Below are 18,260 nucleotides of genomic sequence, written 5' to 3'. Positions count from 1 at the left end.
TCTGGTGGTTGGGTGAATCCGAATCCTCAACTCGCTTTGCGGAAGAGCAATGACTGCCCGGATCCTGATCGTTGAAGACGAAATGCTGGTCGCCCTCGAAATGGAGGCGATTCTCGAGGATTCCGGTCATTGCCCGGTGGGCATTGCCCCCGACCTCGAAAGCGCGCAGGGTTTCTTCGACGATCAGCTCGACCTGGCGCTGGTCGACCTCAATCTCCGCGACGGCCTGACCGGCCCGGAAATCGGCCGGCTGCTGGGCGAACGCGGCGTCCCGGTGGTGTTCGTCACCGCCAACCCGCGCCAGCTTGGCGACAAGGTCGTCGGCGCCATCGGCGTCATTACCAAGCCGACCGATCACGCCACCCTGCTCGCCGCGGTCGAATATGCGCTCGGCCGGCTCGAGGGCCGCGAAGTCGAAGCGCCGCCCGCGCTCCAGCTGTTCGCCTGACCCTACCGGCTTAGCCGGTCCGTCCCCACCGTCACCGTGGCATGGAGGCCTTCGCGCCGCCATTCGCGCTCGATCGTCCCGCCCAGCTGCGACACGATGCTCAGCTCGGCCAGCCGCGTGCCGAAGCCCTGCCGCTGCGGCTCGCCTGCAATCTCCGGCCCGCCGGTCTCCGTCCAGTCGACCCGCAACTGGCCGTCCGCCACCGACGTTGCGATCGCCACCGCTCCGTCGGCCACCGCCAGCGCGCCATATTTGGACGCGTTGGTCGCGAGTTCGTGGAACAGCAGAGCGATCGGGGTCGCGCCGCGGTCGTCGACCTTGACGTCGTCGCCGCCGATGTTGATCCGCCCGTCGCTGAGCGCTGGATAGGGCGACAGGATTTCGCGCAGGATACCGTGCAGCGTTCCCGGCAGGTCGACGGGCTGCGACTGCTCGCTGTGCGGACGCGCGAATTCGTGCGCGCGGCCAAGCGCGGAAATGCGCTGCTGCAGGTCGGTGGCGAATTCGCGATGCGCCTTGTCCTGCCGCGCGGACAGGCCGATGAGGCCGGAAATCACCGCGAAGATGTTCTTGATCCGGTGGCTCAGCTCGCGGCTCAGGATCTCGTTCTGCTCGGCGTGCATCTTGGCTTCGTGGACATCGGTGCACGTGCCCATCCAGCGCACGATCCGGCCCTCGCCGTCACGGATCGGCATCGCCCGGCCCAGCGTCCAGCGATATTCGCCGCTGCGGTGCCGCAACCGATATTCGATCTCGTACGGGTCGCCGGTTTCCAGGCTGTGCCGCCACCGCGCCCAGGCGCGTTCCTGGTCGTCGGGGTGGAACATGTTGTTCCATTCCTCGCCATCGGTCGAACCCGCCGGAACGCCGGTATATTCGTACCAGCGCGCGTTGTAATAATCGTGAAAGCCGTCGGGCAGCGTCGACCAGATCATGTGCGGAAACGCGTCCGCCAACGCGCGGAAATTGAGGTTCTCTTCCCGCAGCGCGTTACGCACGCCAAGCTGTTCCTGAGGAATTCGTCCGTCCAACACTGATGTCCTGAAATTCAACCAACGGCGGCGTCATAGCGGTTGCGGGTCCGGAACCATAATCGGTCCGCCTGCGGCATGAACGTCCATCGGCGCGGATTTTTCCGTTTCTGCCCGCGGCCGTTTCTCTTTATGGCCGTCGCATGGCCACAGGCGAAAAGTTCGAACGGCACCGGCAGCCCTGGCGGCAGGACGAAATCCAGAAGCTGCACCTGCTCGCCGGCAAGGGGCAGTCGCTGCGCGCGATTGCCAAGGCGCTCACCCGCAGCGAGGAATCGGTCAAGGATCGCGCCAAGGCCGACCGCCTGACCATCGCCAAGATGCGTTAGGCGATCGCCCACGCGATCGGCTTGAACGACCCGCCGTTCGACAGCGGCGCCGAACAGGCGGTCAGCCCGATGATCAGGTCCATCCGCGCCTCGAACACGATCCGGTCGCCCGCCTTGGACAAGGGCGGCAACACTTCGAACGTCCCCGTCTCGCCATTGACCGGCACGTTCATGAAACAGTTGAACGCCGTGCCGATGCGGTCCGCGCCGATCCCGTGCGGCGCCAGCGCTTCGGCCAGGTTGCCGAAACACCCGCGGTGCGGGTCGGTATCGCCATACAGGATCCGGAACGTGTCCTTGCTGCAAGGGGTCAGCAGGAAATCGTGCCGCCCGACATCGTCCTCGACAATGTCCAGCATCACGTTCGACCGGTTGGAATATAACGGGTCGCCGGTCGTCAGGTAGATGCGGCTGGCGTAATCCAGAGTCCGCCCGTTGCTCAGCGTTTCGTCGACGTCGTCGCGGTTGAACGCGATCAGGTCCGCCACCTGCCCGCCCTCGGGATCGCTGACCGTCAGCCGTTGGCCCCGGTCCAGCATGAAGGCGACGCCGGTGCGCGGTTCGACCCTATGCGGCATCGAGCGCGTCCAGCGGATCGGCCGTCATCGCCCGCTGCCGCCCGCTGAACGGGCAGCGCCAGTCGGCATCGACCGGCCGGCCGCTATATTGCCGCGCGGCGGAAACCTTGCCGTGTTCGGCCAGCATCGGGTTGATCGATCCCGCCAACTTGATGTCGCGGTCCAGGATCGTGCTGCGCATCTTTCCGTACCGGCCCTCGGCGCGCAGCTGCTCGAACTGGTCGTGCAGGTTGAACACCAGGCCCGGCACGCGAAAGCGCCGCGCCGGCCGGCTTGCCTGCGGATGGATGCCGACGACGAAGAACGCCTCGCCGCCAAAGCTCATCGCGAAATGCGGATCGTCGGGGTCGTGCGCGACGCGCGGATCGGCCGGCTGGCCCAGCCATTCGTCCTTGTCGGTCAACGACTGCAGCCGCTCCCATAACCCCTTCTCATACGCTGCCTCGCTGTCCGGGGCGCCGCCTTCGAACAGCACCACCAGCGACCGGAACGGCCCCGGATCGCGCCGATATTCGCGGGCGATGTTGAGCAGCGCGGGCAGAATTCGCAGATCGTCCCACGCCGACCCGAAATCGCGCGCCACGACAAAGCGCATCCCGTCCCGGTTCAACGCCGCCTTCGCCCCCACACAGGGAAAAGCCACGTCGGACACAAAACGCGAAAATTCGTCCGCCAGCACATGGCCGCGGTCGTCAGGAGCGGTAATCATGGTTGCAGAACGAAACCGAACCGCCGGAGTTGCGAGGGTGGGCTAAAGGCTAGGCCTAAATGGGGCGGGCAGATGCGGCGCGCTCACAACTGCGAGCGAGTCACATGTGTGGGCTGGCCATCACGCTAGACCCGGGATCTAAGTTACTTCGCAGAGTCCGGAGGCGCGGATTTCTCCTGTCCTACAGCACCCCGCCCGTGCATTGCCGCGACGCAATGGCGATGCCGAATACCTCATATGCCGTTCGTCGCGGGAGCACGTTGAGCGAGCCTCGCGCGCGCGTAGTGAGTGCGACTTTTGCGACTTTTGCCTGTCCTGGGCGTGCCGAAGGGGCCGGTCCTGAGCGCGTCGAAGGGGCGGTCTTGGCATCTCCGTCCCCTTCGTGTAGAGGCGCCGCCTTCCAATCGAATTGGAAACCATTGCGGGAGGCGCGCTCTCAGCTCGCCGCTTGGACCGCTAAACTTGAGCCGTTTGCTCAGAACCATCGCAGGCAAGCCAACGCGTTTGCCGAGATGTTTCGACGGCAAACCAATAAAAGAGTGAACCATGGCAAAGAAAATCACCGGCTATATCAAGCTGCAGGTGCCTGCGGGCATCGCCAATCCGTCGCCGCCGATCGGTCCGGCGCTGGGTCAGCGCGGCGTCAACATCATGGAATTCTGCAAGGCGTTCAACGCCGCCACGCAGGAACTTGAAAAGGGCGCCCCCATCCCGACTACGATCACCGTTTACGCGGACCGGTCGTTCTCCTTCGTCACCAAGACTCCGCCGGCGTCCTTCCTGCTGAAGAAGGCGGCGCGGCTGAAGTCCGGGTCGAAGGAACCGGGCAAGGTCAGCGCGGGCTCGATAAAGCGGTCGCAGCTGGCCGAGATCGCGGAAGCGAAGATGAAGGATCTCAACGCCAACGACATCGACGCCGCGACGAAGATCATCGAAGGCTCCGCCCGCGCGATGGGCCTCAACGTGGTGGAGGGCTAACCGATGGCCAAGCAAACGAAGAAGCGCCAGGCGCAGGGCGAAACCGTCGACCGCGAGAAGCTGTACGGCGTCGATGAGGCGATCGCGCTGGTCAAGCAGAACGCGACCGCCAAGTTTGACGAAACGGTCGAACTGGCGATGAACCTGGGCGTCGATCCGCGCCACGCCGACCAGATGGTCCGCGGCGTCGTGTCGCTGCCCAAGGGCACCGGCAAGGACGTGCGCGTCGCCGTCTTCGCCCGCGGCGACAAGGCGGACGAAGCCACCAAGGCCGGCGCCGAAGTGGTCGGTGCGGAAGACCTGATGCAGGAAATGCAGGACGGCCGCAGCGATTTCGACCGCGTCATTGCGACCCCGGACATGATGGGTGTCGTCGGCCGGCTGGGCAAGGTGCTCGGTCCCAAGGGGCTGATGCCGAACCCGAAGCTGGGCACCGTCACGCCGAACGTCGGCGAAGCGGTCAAGGCGGCCAAGTCGGGCCAGGTCGAATTCCGCGTCGAGAAGGCGGGCATCGTCCACGCCGGCATCGGCAAGGCAAGCTTCCCCGAAGCCGACATCCGCGCCAATTTCGACGCGTTCATCGACGCGATCGTCAAGGCCAAGCCGACCGGCGCCAAGGGCAAGTTCGTCAAGAAGGTCGCGCTGACCTCCTCGATGGGTCCGGGCGTCAAGGTCGCGCTCGAGGAAATTCCGGGCGCCTGAGCCCGAAGGTTGAAGAAGGGCTGCCTGTCTTGGGCGGCCCTTCGCCACCCGCCCCTTTTCAAGGTCCCGCAACGGGGCGCGTGACATTCCGCCCCTGCCGCAGCACAAGGCGCCACCCCCGGGGATGGAGACAGCCTTGAAGATCGTTGCTGCATTGCTTGCCTCGGCGATTGCCGCCGCGGCCCCGGCGCCCGCCGCGCCGCCCGTCGACACCGTCGATACCAGCGTCACGACGCAGCTGCCGCGAACCGCCGTCCCCCGCCACTACGCCATCGACATCACCACGCACGCCGCCAAGCTGGCGTTCGGCGGCACCGTCGCCATCGACATCGACGTGGTCGCTCCGGCCAACAGCCTGACGCTCAACGCCGCCGACCTCACCATTTCCGCCGCCCGGCTCACCCGGTCCGGCAATGCGCCTTTGGCCGCGGCCGTCACCACCGACACCGCGGCGCAAACCGCCACCTTCACTTTCGACCGCCAGCTGACGCCCGGACCGTACCGGCTGACGATCGACTATGCCGGCAAGATCAACACCCAGGCGACCGGCCTGTTCGCCCTCGATTACAAGGACAAGGCGGGCAAGGACGCCCGCGCCCTGTACACGCAGTTCGAAGCGCCCGATGCGCGCCGGTTCGTGCCCAGCTGGGACGAACCCGATTACAAGGCCACGTTCGACCTGTCGGTGAACGTCCCGGCCGATCATATGGCGGTCAGCAACATGCCGGCCGCAAGCAGCCGCGCGCTGCCCAACGGGCTGAAGAAAGTCAGCTTCCAGCGCACGCCGGTGATGTCCACCTACCTGCTGTTTCTTGCCGCCGGCGACTTCGAACGGGTGACCAAACGGGTCGGCGACAAGGAAGTCGGCATCGTCATGACTCGCGGCAATGCGGACAAGGCCGGGTTTGCCCTCGATGCCGAAGCGCAATTGCTGCCCTATTTCGACGACTATTTCGGCACGCCCTACCCGCTGCCGAAGCTCGATAACGTCGCGGGACCCGGCCAATCGCAATTCTTCGGCGCGATGGAAAACTGGGGCGCGATCTTCACCTTCGAATATGCGCTGCTCAACGATTCCGCGATCACCACGGAAGCGCAGCGCCAGTCGATCTTTTCCATCGAAGCGCATGAAATGGCCCACCAATGGTTCGGCGACCTCGTCACCATGGCGTGGTGGGACGATCTGTGGCTGAACGAAGGCTTCGCCAGCTGGATGGAAAACAAGGCCACCCGCCACTTCCATCCCGATTGGCAGGCGGACATCGACCGCATCGGATCGCGGGAAGCGGCGATGGCGTTGGATTCGCTCAATTCCACTCACCCGGTGGTGCAGCAGGTGCGCACCGTGGAGCAGGCCAACCAGGCATTCGACGCGATTTCCTATAACAAGGGCGAAGCCGTCATTTCGATGCTGGAAGACTTTGCCGGCGAAGACGTGTGGCGGGCGGGTATCCAGCGCTACATGAAGACCCACGCCTATCGGAACACGCGCACCCGCGACCTGTGGACTGCGGTCGAAGCGGCCGGTGCCGCGGGCCTGACCGCGATCGCCGGTGATTTCACCACCCAGCCCGGCATTCCGCTGATCGCGGTCGGCCAGTCCCGGTGCGTCAACGGTTCGACCGTGGCAACGCTGACCCAGGCGCAATTTTCCGCCGACAAGCGCGCCGAAGTCGCGGCCCGGCCGCTGGCCTGGCGCGTGCCGGTCAAGGCCAGCGCCGGCGGCGCCGCGACCCAGGTCGTGACCAGCGGGCCGACCACCACCCTGACCGTTCCAAGCTGCGGCACCCTGCTCGTCAATGCCGGGCAGACAGGCTATTTCCGCACGCTCTACGCGCCGGCCGACGTCCGCGCCCTGCAGGCGGCGGTTCCGGCGCTCGCGCCGGTCGACCAGTATGGGCTGCTTAGCGACCAGCTGGCGTTGTCGACCGTCGGCTACCAGCCGATGGCGGCCGCGCTTGGCGTGCTCGCCGCCGTTCCCGCCGACGCCACCGCAAAGGTGACCGCGGGCGCGGTCCTGGCATGGGACGACCTGCACGACCTGATGGACGGCGACACGGCGGCGCAGGCCGCGATCGCCGCTCGAGCCCAGCGTCTTTACGCCCCGCGCCTCCGGCAGCTTGGCTTTGTCCCGCGGCCGGGCGAACCGGCGGTCGATGCGGTGCTGCGTGAAACCCTGATCGCCAGCCTTGGCCGCTATCGCGATCCCGCCACCATGGCCGAAAGCCAGCGGTTGTTCGCCGCCTGGCAGGCCGATGCGGACGCGATCCCCGGCTCGCTCAAGGCGACCTGGCTGCGGACCATCGCGGTCAATGCCGACGCCGCGACCTGGGACACAATTCGCGCCAAGGCCCGGGCCACGACCGGCACGGTCGAACGCGCCACCTTATACCGCCTGCTTGGCAGCACGCGGGACGAAGCGCTGGCCCGCCGCGCGCTGGACGTGGCGATCAGCGATGAACCCGGCAAGACCGTCAGTTCCGCAATGATCGCCGCAGTCGCCACTCGACATCCCCGACTGGCGGTCGATTTCGTCATCGCCCACCTGGATCAGATCAACCAGTTGATCGACGTCGCCGGGCGGTCGTCCTTCATGCAGCGGCTGGTCGAGTCGAGCCGCGATGCCGCGCTGATCCCGGTGCTGGAACGCTATGCCGCCGCCAACCTGGCGGAAAGTGATCGCCAGTCGGTGCAGCAGAGCATCGACCGAATTCGCGTCGAATCCGCGCAAGGGAGCAGGATCCGCACGGAAACCGCCGCCTGGCTGCGCGCCAACCCGCTTTAGGCCGTGCCCTTGCCGGCCCACAGCCGGCCAAGCGCAAGGTCAAGTTCCGGTGGGTCGAACGGGTCGAGGCCGGAGCCGGGGTAAAGGCAGAATTCGCCGAACCACAATTTGCCGTCGACCTCGTAGAAATCGACGCGGATGAAATCATGGCCGGCGCCAAGCCGTTCGGCCGCCTCAAGCATCGCCGGCAGCGTCGTCGGCGGTTGCACGGCGATGTCCGCCCCGCCGACGCGAACCCAGTCGCGGTCGAACTGCGTCCAGCGGTGGTCGCCGCCGCGGCCGACGTGGCGCTGCACCATCGCTGCCCGGCCGCGGAAGACATAGACCTTGTAATCGTCGGGGCGGCCGCCCGCCGGTCCGGCCAGGAAAGGCTCGATCAGCAGCAGGCGTCGAGCCGACCGATAAGCGCTTTCGTCGAGCCAGCCGCCATAGGCCGACGCCATCCAGCGCGGTGCGATGCGCCGGACCGCCAGCCAGTCGGCATCGCAGCGAACGATGCGGTTCTGATTACAGCCGTGGTTGGTCTTGACGATCACCGGATAGGGCGCCGGGCAGGTGTCCGGCAGCCGAGTTCCCGACCACAAGGTGGGAATGCAATAATGGCGGCCGCCGCGCTGCGCCGCCACCGACTTCGAATGCAGCTTGTCGGTCAGCAATTCTAGGCCATGCGCGGCACCGTTCAGCTTGCGCCACTGGACCCACTCGGTGAATCGCTCCGGCCGGTGCAGCAGCGGCCAGCGCCCGTGCCGCCACAAATAGATGATTGCCACCCGCATGTCGCGCAGGCTGAGGGCGGGGATCCGCGGCACGACCGACAGGACCGTCCCCAGGAGCAGCGCCGAAACGGTCAGGTGAAGTGGCACCGCGCGATAACGGTCCGCATCGGCTTTGGTGTCCTACCGACCTTCGGCACCGTGGCCCGGGCTTGATCGCGCGGGCATTTCCGCTATAGGCGCGGGCTTGCGAAGCCCCCGGGCTTGGCAGCCGTCCGAGACAGTTGGTGCCCCATCGGGGCTTAATTTCCAGCCTAGACGGGGAAACGGAATTCTTGCCGGTGCGCGTGCGATGCGGTCCGGACAGTGCGTTGGCAACATGCCGCGCGATCCCACTCCCCACGGACAGACGCGCTTGGCAGCGGGCAACCGCGGCCGGGCATTTGTTGAACCTCGGTCGGGGTCCGCCCCGGCCGTTATGTTGGAGTTGGCATGGATCGTTCGCAGAAAAGTGATCTGGTCGACCAGCTGAAGACCGTCTTTACCGAGACGAGCGTCGTCGTTGTCACGCGCAACCACGGCCTCTCGGTGGATCAGTCCACCGACCTTCGGAACAAGATGCGCGACGCTGGCGCCCAGTTCAAAGTTGCGAAGAACCGGCTTGCGCTCATTGCTCTCGACGGAACGAAGTACAAGCCGATCGGCGACCTGCTTACAGGCCCGACCGCGCTCGCCACTTCGTCCGACCCCGTTGCGGCCGCCAAGGTCGCAGTGGATTTCGCCAAGACGAACGACAAGCTCGAAATCGTCGGCGGAGCGATGGGCGACACCGTGCTCGACGTCGAGGGAATCAAGGCACTTGCCGCGCTTCCGTCGCTCGACGAGCTGCGGGCCAAGATCGTCGGGCTTGTCCAGGCGCCTGCGAGCAAGATCGCTCGCACCGTCAACGAGCCGGGCGCGCAACTGGCGCGGGTCTTCGCGGCCTACGGGGCCAAGGACGCCGCTTAAGTTTCTTTTGTTTCAACGCACTTGGGACAATGCGTCCCGCACAGGAGTATCACATGGCTGACATTGAAAAGCTGGTCGACCAGCTGTCCGAACTGACCGTCCTCGAAGCCGCCGACCTCGCGAAGGCGCTTGAAGAGAAGTGGGGCGTTTCCGCCGCCGCTGCTGTTGCCGCTGCTCCGGCCGCCGGCGGCGCTGCCGCTCCGGCTGCTGAAGAGAAGGACGAATTCGACGTCATTCTCACCGGCGATGGTGGCAAGAAGATCAACGTCATCAAGGAAGTCCGCGCCATCACCGGCCTGGGCCTCGGCGAAGCCAAGGCGTTGGTCGAAGGCGCTCCGAAGGCCGTCAAGGAAGGCGTGTCCAAGGACGAAGCCGAAAAGCTCAAGAAGCAGATCGAAGAAGCCGGCGGCACCGTCGAGCTCAAGTAAGCTTCGAAACTGTTTCGCGGGTGTCTTGAAGCGCCCGTGGATGGGAAGGGCGGCCTCGCAAGGGGTCGCCCTTTTTCCTGTGCCGCGCGATCAGGCCAGTGCGGCGGGCGCGAGCCCGGATTGCGGAACGAACATCGTGCAGACGACGCCGTCCGGCGCATAGTCCACCTGCGTCGCCGATCCGCCCGACTGGCCCAGGCCGCGCGCGATGAGCGTCGTTCCGAACCCCTTGTGCGCGGGCGGCGAGACCGGCGGTCCGCCCTCTTCGCGCCAGACGATCTCGATCCGCGCCCCGTCACGGCGCCCGGTCAGGACGATCCGGCCGGTATCATTCGACAACGCCCCGTATTTGACCGCGTTCGTGACCAGTTCGTGAAGCACCAGCCCAAGCGTCACCGCCGTGTCGGAGTTGAGGCGGAAATGCAGGCCGTCGATGGTCAGCCGCTCGCTGTCCGCGGCAACGTAGGGCGCCAGTTCGGCGTTTACGATTTCCTCGATCGTCAGCCCCTTCGAGAAATCGTCGGCAAGCAGATTATGGGTCGCCGCCAGCGCTTCCAGACGGCGGCCGAACGCCGTCTTGAACTCGGCAAGGCTGTTCATCCCCGCGGCGGTCCGATTGGCGATCGACAGCACCAGTGTGAGCGTATTCTTCACCCGATGGGTGAGCTCGTCCATCAGCAGCCGTTGCTTGCGCTCGACCGCTTTCTGGTCGGTGACGTCGGCAAGGCCGATGATGCACCCGATGATTGTCTGGCCGGACGTCCGTAGAGCACCGGCGTTGATGAGCAGGGTCCGCGGCTGGTCGCCCGACTTCAGCGTCGCTTCAACGCCGCGAACGCCGCTGCCGGACAAGGCGAGATCGACCAGGTCGCCGCCGCCCAGCAGGCCGGCGCCGACCGGAAAGTCGAGGTCGAACGCGTCTTCGAACGTTTTGCCGATAGCGCTCTCATCCGCGAGGACGCGCACCTTGGCGTTGGCCTGGGTGATGATTCCAGCCTCGTTGCAGACCACGACCGCTTCGTTCGACGAGGCGAGAACCGCGCGCCCGATACGCTCGCCTTCCGACTGGGCGGCGGCTTCGACGCGCTCGGTGACGTCGGTCAGGGTCAGGGCGTATCCGCGGCCGAACGCCAGCTCGAGCGGCGCGACGGCGGCTTCGAAAAAGCAGTCGCCGGACGGGGTGGCGAAGGACAATTGATCGCTTTGGCGGCCGTCGCTGGCTTCGGCGATCAGGCGCTTCAGCTTGATCGCCTCCGCGGGCGCGAAGCGGTCGAAGAATTCACCGGCCTGAAGCTGGTCGAGGGTTGAGCCCAATAGGTCGAGCAGCGCCCCGTTGGCGTAGATCAGTTTGCCGGACGCATCGAGCGCAGCCGCGCCGATGTCCATCGCTTCCATGAACGTGCGATAGCTATTCTCGCTACCCAGCGCGAAGACTTCGTCCTTCGCGTCGTCGCCGCGCATGACGACGGCATCGACCTGCCCTTCCCGGATGGCGCGAAGCGTGTCCTCCGCTTCCGACAGGCGGCGCCGGAGATCCTCGTCGTCGCTGCCGCCAGGCACCTGCGCCTGCGACATCGTCAGCCTTCGTCGACTTGCAGGTGAACCAGGACTTTTTCGCTATCGGACAGGTCGCCGATGATCTTCTGCACCGGGACCGGAAGCGCGCGCACCAGCGTCGGGATGGCGACGATGTTGTGCTCGCGCGCCAGCTGCGGCTGCTGGCGCAGGTCGATGACCTCCACCTCGTAGCGGTCGGCGCCGTTTTCCTCACAGATCTTCTTGAGGTTGCGGATCGCCGCAAGGGACTTCGGGGTCTCGCCGGCCACGTACAATGTGAGCTTCAGCGGATTGGTTTCGTTACTCGTCATTGTTGTCCCTTACGCGACGTCGCGGCCCGGGACGCGGCCAACTCCGCCGCGTCCTTTTCGACCTGCTCAAGATAGGCTGCTTCCTGGTCGACGACGCTCTTGAGCTCGGCTTCGTCGGCCAGCATGTCCGCTTCGAGCGCCTCGATCTGGGCCCGCGCCTTGCGGCGGCGTTGGGCCAGGCGTTCTTCCAGCCGGGCAACTTCGGCCCGGCGCTTGATTTCGTCGCGCCTGATCTTGGCTTCCTCGAACCGGCGGGCGGAGCCGGTCATGGCGCCGTTTTCGCCGATGAACGGCTCGGCCAGGCGAATGCCGGTCTTGCTCATGATGAATTCGCGAACCTGGTTGGAATGGGCGATGCCGCGCGCCTTGAGCAGGTAAAGCTGGCGGTTGAATTCGCCATTGTCCTCGCGGTTCAGCAGCAGAATCCAGGCGTCCATCAGAGACGACAGGCCCGCGTCGGTCTGCGCCTGCCCCTGCACATGGGCAAGGTGGGTGAACACGCCGCTGACGCCCTGCGTCTTCAGATAGTCGATCATCCGCAGCAACATCGACTGGACTTCGAGATCTTCGCCCGTGTCCATGAATGCCGAGATCGGGTCGAGCACGACCAGCGAGGGTTTGAACAGCTGGACCTCGCGCAGCATCATCGCGAGGTGCATTTCCAGGCTGAACGACGTCGGCCGAACCGCGATGCAGCGTAGAAGGCCGGAATCGATATGCGGCTGCAGGTCCATGCCGATCGAGCGCATGTTGCGGACGGTCTGCTCGGCCGATTCCTCGAACGAGAAATAAAGCGCGCGCTCACCGCTGTTGCAGGCGGCGTTCGCGAAGGCGGACGAGATCGAGCTTTTGCCCGAGCCGGCGACGCCGCTCAGCAGGATGCTGCTGCCGCGGTGGAAGCCACCGCCTTCGAGCATGTTGTCGAGGTCGGCGATCCCGCTGGGAATGCGCTCGTCGAAAACCTTGTGAGCAAGACTGAGCGAGCTGGTCGGAAGGACGCTGAAGCCGTCTTCGCCGATTAGGAACGGATATTCGTTGAGGCCGTGCGCGGTGCCGCGATACTTGACGATGCGCAGGCGCCGCGTGCTGACCTGATTGTGGACGCGGTGGTCGAGCAGGATGACGCAGTCGGAGACATATTCTTCCAGGCCCTGGCGAGTCAGCGTACCGTCGCCGCGCTCGCCGGTGATGACGGCGGTCAGGCCCTTTTCCTTGAGCCAGTCGAACAGGCGGCGGATTTCGGCGCGCAGGATGGCCGGGTTCTGGAAAGCGGAAAAGAGGCTTTCGATCGTGTCGAGCACGATCCGCTTGGCGCCGATCTCGTCGACCGCCAGCTCCAGCCGCAGGAACAGGGCTTCAAGGTCATAGTCGCCGACTTCGGCAAGCTCCGCGGGATCGATCGCGATATGCTCGATGTGGATCTTCTTTTCCTCGATCAGCTTGTCGAGTTCGAAGCCGAGCGAGCGAGTGTTGGCGACGATGTCAGACGGCCGCTCCTCGAACGTGACGAAGATGCCGGGTTCGCCCGATCGCGCCCCTTCGACCAGGAAAGTTGTCGCGAACAGCGTCTTGCCGCACCCCGCCGACCCGCACACCAGGGTCGGGCGGCCGCACGGAACCCCGCCAAGCGTCAGTTCGTCAAAACCGGCGATCCCGGTTTCAGCCTTGGCAATGCCTTGAGTCATGCTGTGTGAAGTGCCCCGCCGTACGCCGGTTTGTTACAGAAACATATCGATCCACGAACGCCTTTAAACGCAAGCGTTTGTTCTTGATAGCGTTATCGTTGATTAGGGTTCCGCATCGTCAACCCTTGCGGTTGAAACGGCATGCCGGCCCTTGTCTCGAGCACTCAATCGAAGATGGTCAGGTCGAGCGTTTCGCTGGGCCCGAACCAGATGACATGGTTGCTATGGTCGGCGCGATGATCGCCGGTGCTGGCATGGGCAAAGATCGTCAGGCCGGCCCGATTGAGCGCCAGCCATGCCGCGACATCGCCGAACAGGGCGGGCGGGACAGTCAGTTGCACGCTCCCGCGCGGGTGCGGACCCACGGGCGCCAAGTGATAATGGCCGACGGGAATGCCGAAGCGCTCGGCCGCCGCCGTGCCCAGCGCGCGGGCGCGACCGACGTCATCGGCGTCGAAATAGATGTGCGCGTGGAAATCGCGGATGGCAGGCTCGGTCATGGCGCGGAGATTTCACCCGCCGCCCCCGCTTTCAAGTAGGGACAAGGGTGTGACTGCCCTCTTGCGCGGGGGCAAAATAGGATTATATCCGGTCCATCCAAACATTTCGGCTCTGGCTGCACCTTGGCGTGCGTCTGGAGCTTTTCTCGCCCCTCCGGGACAGGGCCCGAACCAGCGCACGGGCTCAACGCATTGGAGGGGGAAAGCGGGACAAGCGCTCCTTTTCAAGTCTCTCGGCCAGTGCCGGGACAACCGGGCCGCCCCGTGCGGCGCGTCCGGAACAGCGCAGGGAATCCAATGGCGACCAAAGCGATCGAAACTCCGGCCTTCCACAATGGCCGTACCGCTTCCGCGCGGCGTATCCGCAAGATCTTCGGCAACATCCACGAGATCAGCGAGATGCCGAACCTCATCGAGGTTCAGCGCGAGAGCTATGAGCAGTTCCTCCGTTCCGATCCCGCGATCGGCTACGTTTCGGGACTCGAAAAGACGCTTCGCTCGGTCTTCCCGATCGAGGATTTCGCCGGCACCGCGCACCTCGATTTCGATCATTACGTGCTCGAAGAGCCCAAGTTCGACACCGATGAGTGCCGCCAGCGTGGCCTCACCTTTGCCGCGCCGATGCGCGTCACCCTGCGCCTGACCACCTTCGAGATCGACCCCGACACGGACGCCCGTTCGGTCATCGATATCAAGGAGCAGGACGTGTACATGGGCGACATGCCGCTCATGACGCAGAACGGCACTTTCATCATCAACGGCACCGAGCGTGTCATCGTCAGCCAGATGCACCGGTCGCCGGGCGTCCTGTTCGACCATGACCGCGGCAAGACGCACGCCAGCGGCAAGTATCTCTTCGCCGCCCGGGTCATCCCGTATCGCGGCTCGTGGCTCGACTTCGAATTCGACGCTAAGGACATCGTCAACGTCCGTATCGACCGCAAGCGCAAGCTGCCGGTCACGGCGCTGCTGCACGCGCTGGGTCTGACCAGCGAGGAAATCCTCAACACCTTCTACAACACGGTCAGCTACGAGCGTGGCAAGAACGGTTGGCAGATCCCCTACGTCGCCGAGAATTGGCGCGGCCTGAAGCCGACCTATGACGTGGCCGACGCCAAGACCGGCGAAGTGATCTTCAAGGCGAACGAGAAGATCACGCCGCGCCGCGCCAACCAGGCCGGCAAGGACGGGCTCCAGAATCTCGTCATCCCGACCGAGGAAATCTTCGGCCGCTTCTCCGCCTTTGACCTGGTCAACGACAAGACCGGCGAAATCTACATCGAGGCCGGCGACGAGGTTTCGGAAGAAAACCTCGAGAAGATGGACAAGGCGGGCATCAAGACGCTCGAGCTGCTGGACATCGATTACGTCAACACCGGTCCGTGGATGCGCAACACGCTGAAGGCGGACAAGTCGGAAGACCAGGATTCGGCGCTGGCCGACATCTACCGGGTGATGCGCCCGGGCGAACCGCCGACGAAGGAAACCGCGGACGCGCTATTTTACGGCCTGTTCTTCGATCCGGAGCGCTACGACCTTAGCGCCGTCGGCCGCGTGAAGCTCAACATGCGCCTTGGCCTCGACGCCGAGGACACCGTCACCACCCTGCGCCGGGAGGACATCCTCGCCGTCGTCCAGGAACTGGTGAACCTGAAGGACGGCAAGGGCGAGATCGACGACATCGACAACCTTGCCAACCGCCGCGTCCGGTCGGTCGGCGAGCTGCTGGAGAACCAGTATCGCATCGGCCTGCTGCGCATGGAGCGCGCGGTGAAGGAGCGGATGAGCAGCGTCGACGTGTCGACGGTCATGCCCAACGACCTGATCAACGCCAAGCCGGCGGTGGCCGCGGTGCGCGAATTCTTCGGCTCGTCGCAGCTGTCGCAGTTCATGGACCAGACCAACCCGCTGTCGGAAGTGACTCACAAGCGCCGCGTCTCGGCCCTCGGGCCCGGCGGTCTCACCCGTGAGCGCGCCGGCTTCGAAGTGCGCGACGTCCACCCGACGCACTATGGCCGCATCTGTCCGATCGAAACGCCGGAAGGCCCGAACATCGGCCTCATCAATTCGCTCGCCAGCTTCAGCCGGGTGAACAAGTACGGCTTCATCGAAACGCCGTACCGCAAGGTCGTCGACGGCAAGGTCACTGACGAGGTCGTCTACCTTTCGGCAATGGAAGAAGCGAAGCACACGATCGCGCAGGCGAACGCGGAGCTGAACACCGATCGCACGTTCGGCGAGGAGATCGTTTCCGCCCGCCGCGCCGGCGACTTCCTGATGGCGCCGCGCGACCAGATCACCTTGATGGACGTCAGCCCTAAGCAGCTGGTGTCGGTCGCGGCCTCGCTGATCCCGTTCCTGGAGAACGACGACGCCAACCGCGCGCTGATGGGATCGAACATGCAGCGCCAGGCCGTTCCGCTGTTGCAGGCGGAAGCGCCGCTCGTCGGTACCGGCATGGAAGAGACCGTCGCCCGCGATTCGGGCGCCGCGATCGCTGCCCGCCGTCCGGGCATCGTCGACCAGGTCGACGCGGGCCGTATCGTCGTCCGCGTCACCGGTGAGCTTCGTCCGGGCGAATCCGGCGTCGACATCTACACGCTGATGAAGTTCCAGCGGTCGAACCAGAACACCTGCATCAACCAGCGTCCGCTGGTGAAAAAGGGTGCGATGGTCGAAGCGGGCCAGATCATCGCCGACGGACCGTCGACGGACTTCGGCGAGCTCGCGCTCGGCCGCAACGTCCTCGTCGCGTTCATGCCGTGGAACGGGTACAACTACGAGGACTCGATCCTGATCTCCGAGCGGATCGTGAAGGACGACGTCTTCACCTCGATCCACATCGAAGAGTTCGAGGTCATGGCCCGCGACACCAAGCTTGGGCCAGAAGACATCACCCGCGACATTCCGAACGTCGGCGAGGAAGCGCTGCGCAACCTCGACGAGGCGGGCATCGTGTACATCGGAGCCGAGGTCGAGCCGGGCGACATCCTGTGCGGCAAGATCACGCCGAAGGGCGAAAGCCCGATGACGCCGGAGGAAAAGCTCCTCCGCGCCATCTTCGGCGAAAAGGCCTCGGACGTTCGCGACACCTCGCTGCGCCTGCCGCCGGGCGTTGCCGGCACGGTCGTCGAGGTCCGCGTCTTCAATCGCCACGGCATCGACATCGATGACCGTACGCGCTCGATCCAGACCGAGGAGAAGGAGCGGCTGAAGAAGGACGCCGACGACGAACGCGGCATTCTCAACCGCGCTACCTTCGCCCGTCTCAAGGAAATGCTGCTTGGCCAGACGGCCACCGCGGCTCCGAAAGGCGTGAAGAAGGGTGCCAAGATCGACGAGGAGACGCTTGAGGCGGTGCAGCCGCACGAGTGGTGGAAGATCGCGGTCAAGGACGACCAGCGCCAGGCCGACGTCGAAGCCCTGAAGGGCCAGTATGACGAAGCCGCCAACACGATCCTGCGCCGGTTCGAGGACCGCGTGCAGAAGATCGAGGCGGGCGACGAGCTGGCGCCGGGCGTGCTCAAGATGGTCAAGGTGTTCGTCGCGGTGAAGCGCAAGCTGCAGCCGGGCGACAAGATGGCCGGCCGTCACGGCAACAAGGGCGTCATCAGCCGCATCCTGCCGGCCGAGGACATGCCGTTCCTGGAGGACGGAAGCCCGGTCGACATCGTGCTCAACCCGCTGGGCGTGCCGTCGCGCATGAACGTCGGGCAGATCTTCGAGACCCATCTGGGCTGGGCCGCGCGCGGCCTTGGCCAGCAGGTCCAGCAGATGCTCGAGGGCATGTACGAGCGCGGCAAGGACCTTGCCGACAAGGACGTCAAGGAAGTCCGGACCAAGCTGAAGGGCATCTACGGCGGCCATTACGCCAAGGAAATCGACGCCCAGGGCGACGATGAGGTCATGGAAATGGCCGGGGCTTTGACCCGCGGCATTCCGATGGGCACCCCGGTGTTCGACGGCGCCCGTGAATCGGACGTCACCGACATGCTGGAAATGGCCGGACTGGAATCCTCGGGCCAGGTGACGCTTTACGACGGTCGCACCGGCAATCCGTTCGACCGCAAGGTGACGGTTGGGTACATCTACATGCTCAAGCTGCACCACCTCGTGGACGACAAGATCCACGCGCGTTCGATCGGGCCGTACAGCCTCGTCACCCAGCAGCCGCTGGGCGGCAAGGCGCAGTTCGGCGGCCAGCGTTTCGGCGAAATGGAAGTGTGGGCGCTGCAGGCATACGGCGCGGCGTACACGCTGCAGGAAATGCTGACGGTGAAGTCGGACGACGTCATCGGCCGCACCAAGGTCTACGAAGCCATCGTCAAGGGCGACGACACGTTCGAAGCGGGCATTCCGGAAAGCTTCAACGTGCTGGTCAAGGAAATGCGCAGCCTTGGCCTCAACGTCGAACTCGATTCGGTCGAGAGCGACGACGACACGCCGGCCATCGCAGCCGAATAGCCACTTGTTGATCCACCCTGCCCCTCCCGCGCTT

16 protein-coding genes are annotated in these 18,260 nt (G+C 65.1%); 8 read left to right on the top strand and 8 right to left on the bottom strand.

Features of this window, described 5'->3' with window-relative positions; genetic code table 11:
* Window positions 1-49: 49 nt before the first annotated feature.
* Window positions 50-448, top strand: a complete 399-nt coding sequence (locus H8M03_RS12020) for a response regulator (RefSeq protein ID WP_187479659.1) — start codon at window positions 50-52, stop codon at window positions 446-448.
* Between the two features lie 2 nt (window positions 449-450).
* Here the strand turns inward: H8M03_RS12020 and H8M03_RS12015 are convergent, their stop codons facing one another.
* Entirely contained in the window at window positions 451-1,446 is a 996-nt protein-coding gene (locus H8M03_RS12015; RefSeq protein ID WP_425506852.1) for a PAS domain-containing protein, read from the bottom strand.
* A 176-nt stretch (window positions 1,447-1,622) separates the two neighbouring features.
* Between H8M03_RS12015 and H8M03_RS12010 the strand changes: the two genes are divergently transcribed.
* Window positions 1,623-1,808 carry a hypothetical protein gene (locus tag H8M03_RS12010; RefSeq protein WP_187479658.1) on the top strand — a complete coding sequence of 62 codons (186 nt, stop codon included), beginning with the start codon at window positions 1,623-1,625 and terminating at the stop codon, window positions 1,806-1,808.
* Here the strand turns inward: H8M03_RS12010 and H8M03_RS12005 are convergent.
* Together H8M03_RS12005 and gntA are read right to left on the bottom strand one after the other, a co-directional pair.
* Entirely contained in the window at window positions 1,805-2,386 is a 582-nt protein-coding gene (locus tag H8M03_RS12005) for a DUF1989 domain-containing protein (RefSeq protein WP_187479657.1), read from the bottom strand. The genes H8M03_RS12010 and H8M03_RS12005 overlap by 4 nt on opposite strands.
* Window positions 2,376-3,095: a guanitoxin biosynthesis heme-dependent pre-guanitoxin N-hydroxylase GntA gene (gntA, locus tag H8M03_RS12000; protein ID WP_187479656.1), complete on the bottom strand. Its 720-nt coding sequence runs from the start codon at window positions 3,093-3,095 to the stop codon at window positions 2,376-2,378. Before gntA ends, H8M03_RS12005 begins: the two co-directional genes overlap by 11 nt.
* A gap of 546 nt (window positions 3,096-3,641) precedes the next feature.
* Here gntA and rplK point away from each other — a divergent pair.
* From rplK to H8M03_RS11985, 3 genes are all read left to right on the top strand, one after another.
* Window positions 3,642-4,073: a 50S ribosomal protein L11 gene (rplK, locus tag H8M03_RS11995; RefSeq protein WP_187479655.1), complete on the top strand. Its 432-nt coding sequence runs from the start codon at window positions 3,642-3,644 to the stop codon at window positions 4,071-4,073.
* Window positions 4,074-4,076: 3 nt separating this feature from the next.
* Window positions 4,077-4,775, top strand: a complete 699-nt coding sequence (rplA, locus tag H8M03_RS11990; RefSeq protein ID WP_187479654.1) for a 50S ribosomal protein L1 — start codon at window positions 4,077-4,079, stop codon at window positions 4,773-4,775.
* 136 nt (window positions 4,776-4,911) lie between these two features.
* Window positions 4,912-7,560 carry a M1 family metallopeptidase gene (locus H8M03_RS11985; RefSeq protein ID WP_246448897.1) on the top strand — a complete coding sequence of 883 codons (2,649 nt, stop codon included), beginning with the start codon at window positions 4,912-4,914 and terminating at the stop codon, window positions 7,558-7,560.
* Here H8M03_RS11985 and H8M03_RS11980 read toward each other — a convergent pair.
* On the bottom strand, window positions 7,557-8,423 hold the full coding sequence (locus H8M03_RS11980) for an ATP-grasp fold amidoligase family protein (protein WP_246448894.1): 867 nt from the start codon (window positions 8,421-8,423) through the stop codon (window positions 7,557-7,559). The two genes, H8M03_RS11985 and H8M03_RS11980, sit on opposite strands and share 4 nt — an antisense overlap.
* 342 nt (window positions 8,424-8,765) lie before the next feature.
* Between H8M03_RS11980 and rplJ the strand changes: the two genes are divergently transcribed.
* Together rplJ and rplL are read left to right on the top strand one after the other, a co-directional pair.
* Window positions 8,766-9,281, top strand: a complete 516-nt coding sequence (rplJ, locus tag H8M03_RS11975) for a 50S ribosomal protein L10 (protein WP_187479652.1) — start codon at window positions 8,766-8,768, stop codon at window positions 9,279-9,281.
* A 53-nt stretch (window positions 9,282-9,334) separates the two neighbouring features.
* Complete coding sequence (gene rplL / locus H8M03_RS11970) at window positions 9,335-9,709, top strand: 50S ribosomal protein L7/L12 (protein ID WP_187479651.1); 375 nt, start codon at window positions 9,335-9,337, stop codon at window positions 9,707-9,709.
* Between the two features lie 90 nt (window positions 9,710-9,799).
* Here the strand turns inward: rplL and H8M03_RS11965 are convergent, their stop codons facing one another.
* From H8M03_RS11965 to H8M03_RS11950, 4 genes are all read right to left on the bottom strand, one after another.
* A complete protein-coding gene (locus H8M03_RS11965; protein ID WP_187479650.1) occupies window positions 9,800-11,284 on the bottom strand; it encodes a sensor histidine kinase in 1,485 nt (494 codons plus the stop codon).
* Between the two features lie 2 nt (window positions 11,285-11,286).
* On the bottom strand, window positions 11,287-11,577 hold the full coding sequence (locus tag H8M03_RS11960) for a circadian clock KaiB family protein (RefSeq protein WP_187479649.1): 291 nt from the start codon (window positions 11,575-11,577) through the stop codon (window positions 11,287-11,289).
* Entirely contained in the window at window positions 11,574-13,262 is a 1,689-nt protein-coding gene (gene kaiC / locus H8M03_RS11955; protein ID WP_187479648.1) for a circadian clock protein KaiC, read from the bottom strand. Before kaiC ends, H8M03_RS11960 begins: the two co-directional genes overlap by 4 nt.
* 164 nt (window positions 13,263-13,426) lie before the next feature.
* A complete protein-coding gene (locus H8M03_RS11950; protein WP_187479647.1) occupies window positions 13,427-13,762 on the bottom strand; it encodes a DOPA 4,5-dioxygenase family protein in 336 nt (111 codons plus the stop codon).
* 297 nt (window positions 13,763-14,059) lie between these two features.
* On the opposite strand from H8M03_RS11950, the gene rpoB reads away from it, so the two are divergent.
* Window positions 14,060-18,226, top strand: a complete 4,167-nt coding sequence (rpoB, locus tag H8M03_RS11945) for a DNA-directed RNA polymerase subunit beta (protein WP_187479646.1) — start codon at window positions 14,060-14,062, stop codon at window positions 18,224-18,226.
* Window positions 18,227-18,260 lie beyond the last annotated feature (34 nt).

Origin of the sequence: Sphingomonas sabuli (genome assembly GCF_014352855.1) — a bacterium.
In the GTDB taxonomy this organism is placed as follows: domain Bacteria; phylum Pseudomonadota; class Alphaproteobacteria; order Sphingomonadales; family Sphingomonadaceae; genus Sphingomicrobium; species Sphingomicrobium sabuli.
The sequence above is the reverse complement of the archived record's forward strand: the minus strand, read 5'-3'. Positions and strand labels throughout refer to the sequence as shown.

Coding starts and splice junctions, on each gene's coding strand:
- H8M03_RS12020 (WP_187479659.1), top strand. CDS start 50: ATGACTGCCCGGATCCTGATCGTTGAAGACGAAATGCTGGTCGCCCTC.
- H8M03_RS12010 (WP_187479658.1), top strand. CDS start 1,623: ATGGCCACAGGCGAAAAGTTCGAACGGCACCGGCAGCCCTGGCGGCAG.
- H8M03_RS12005 (WP_187479657.1), bottom strand. CDS start 2,386: ATGCCGCATAGGGTCGAACCGCGCACCGGCGTCGCCTTCATGCTGGAC.
- gntA (WP_187479656.1), bottom strand. CDS start 3,095: ATGATTACCGCTCCTGACGACCGCGGCCATGTGCTGGCGGACGAATTT.
- rplK (WP_187479655.1), top strand. CDS start 3,642: ATGGCAAAGAAAATCACCGGCTATATCAAGCTGCAGGTGCCTGCGGGC.
- rplA (WP_187479654.1), top strand. CDS start 4,077: ATGGCCAAGCAAACGAAGAAGCGCCAGGCGCAGGGCGAAACCGTCGAC.
- rplJ (WP_187479652.1), top strand. CDS start 8,766: ATGGATCGTTCGCAGAAAAGTGATCTGGTCGACCAGCTGAAGACCGTC.
- rplL (WP_187479651.1), top strand. CDS start 9,335: ATGGCTGACATTGAAAAGCTGGTCGACCAGCTGTCCGAACTGACCGTC.
- H8M03_RS11965 (WP_187479650.1), bottom strand. CDS start 11,284: ATGTCGCAGGCGCAGGTGCCTGGCGGCAGCGACGACGAGGATCTCCGG.
- H8M03_RS11960 (WP_187479649.1), bottom strand. CDS start 11,577: ATGACGAGTAACGAAACCAATCCGCTGAAGCTCACATTGTACGTGGCC.
- kaiC (WP_187479648.1), bottom strand. CDS start 13,262: ATGACTCAAGGCATTGCCAAGGCTGAAACCGGGATCGCCGGTTTTGAC.
- H8M03_RS11950 (WP_187479647.1), bottom strand. CDS start 13,762: ATGACCGAGCCTGCCATCCGCGATTTCCACGCGCACATCTATTTCGAC.
- rpoB (WP_187479646.1), top strand. CDS start 14,060: ATGGCGACCAAAGCGATCGAAACTCCGGCCTTCCACAATGGCCGTACC.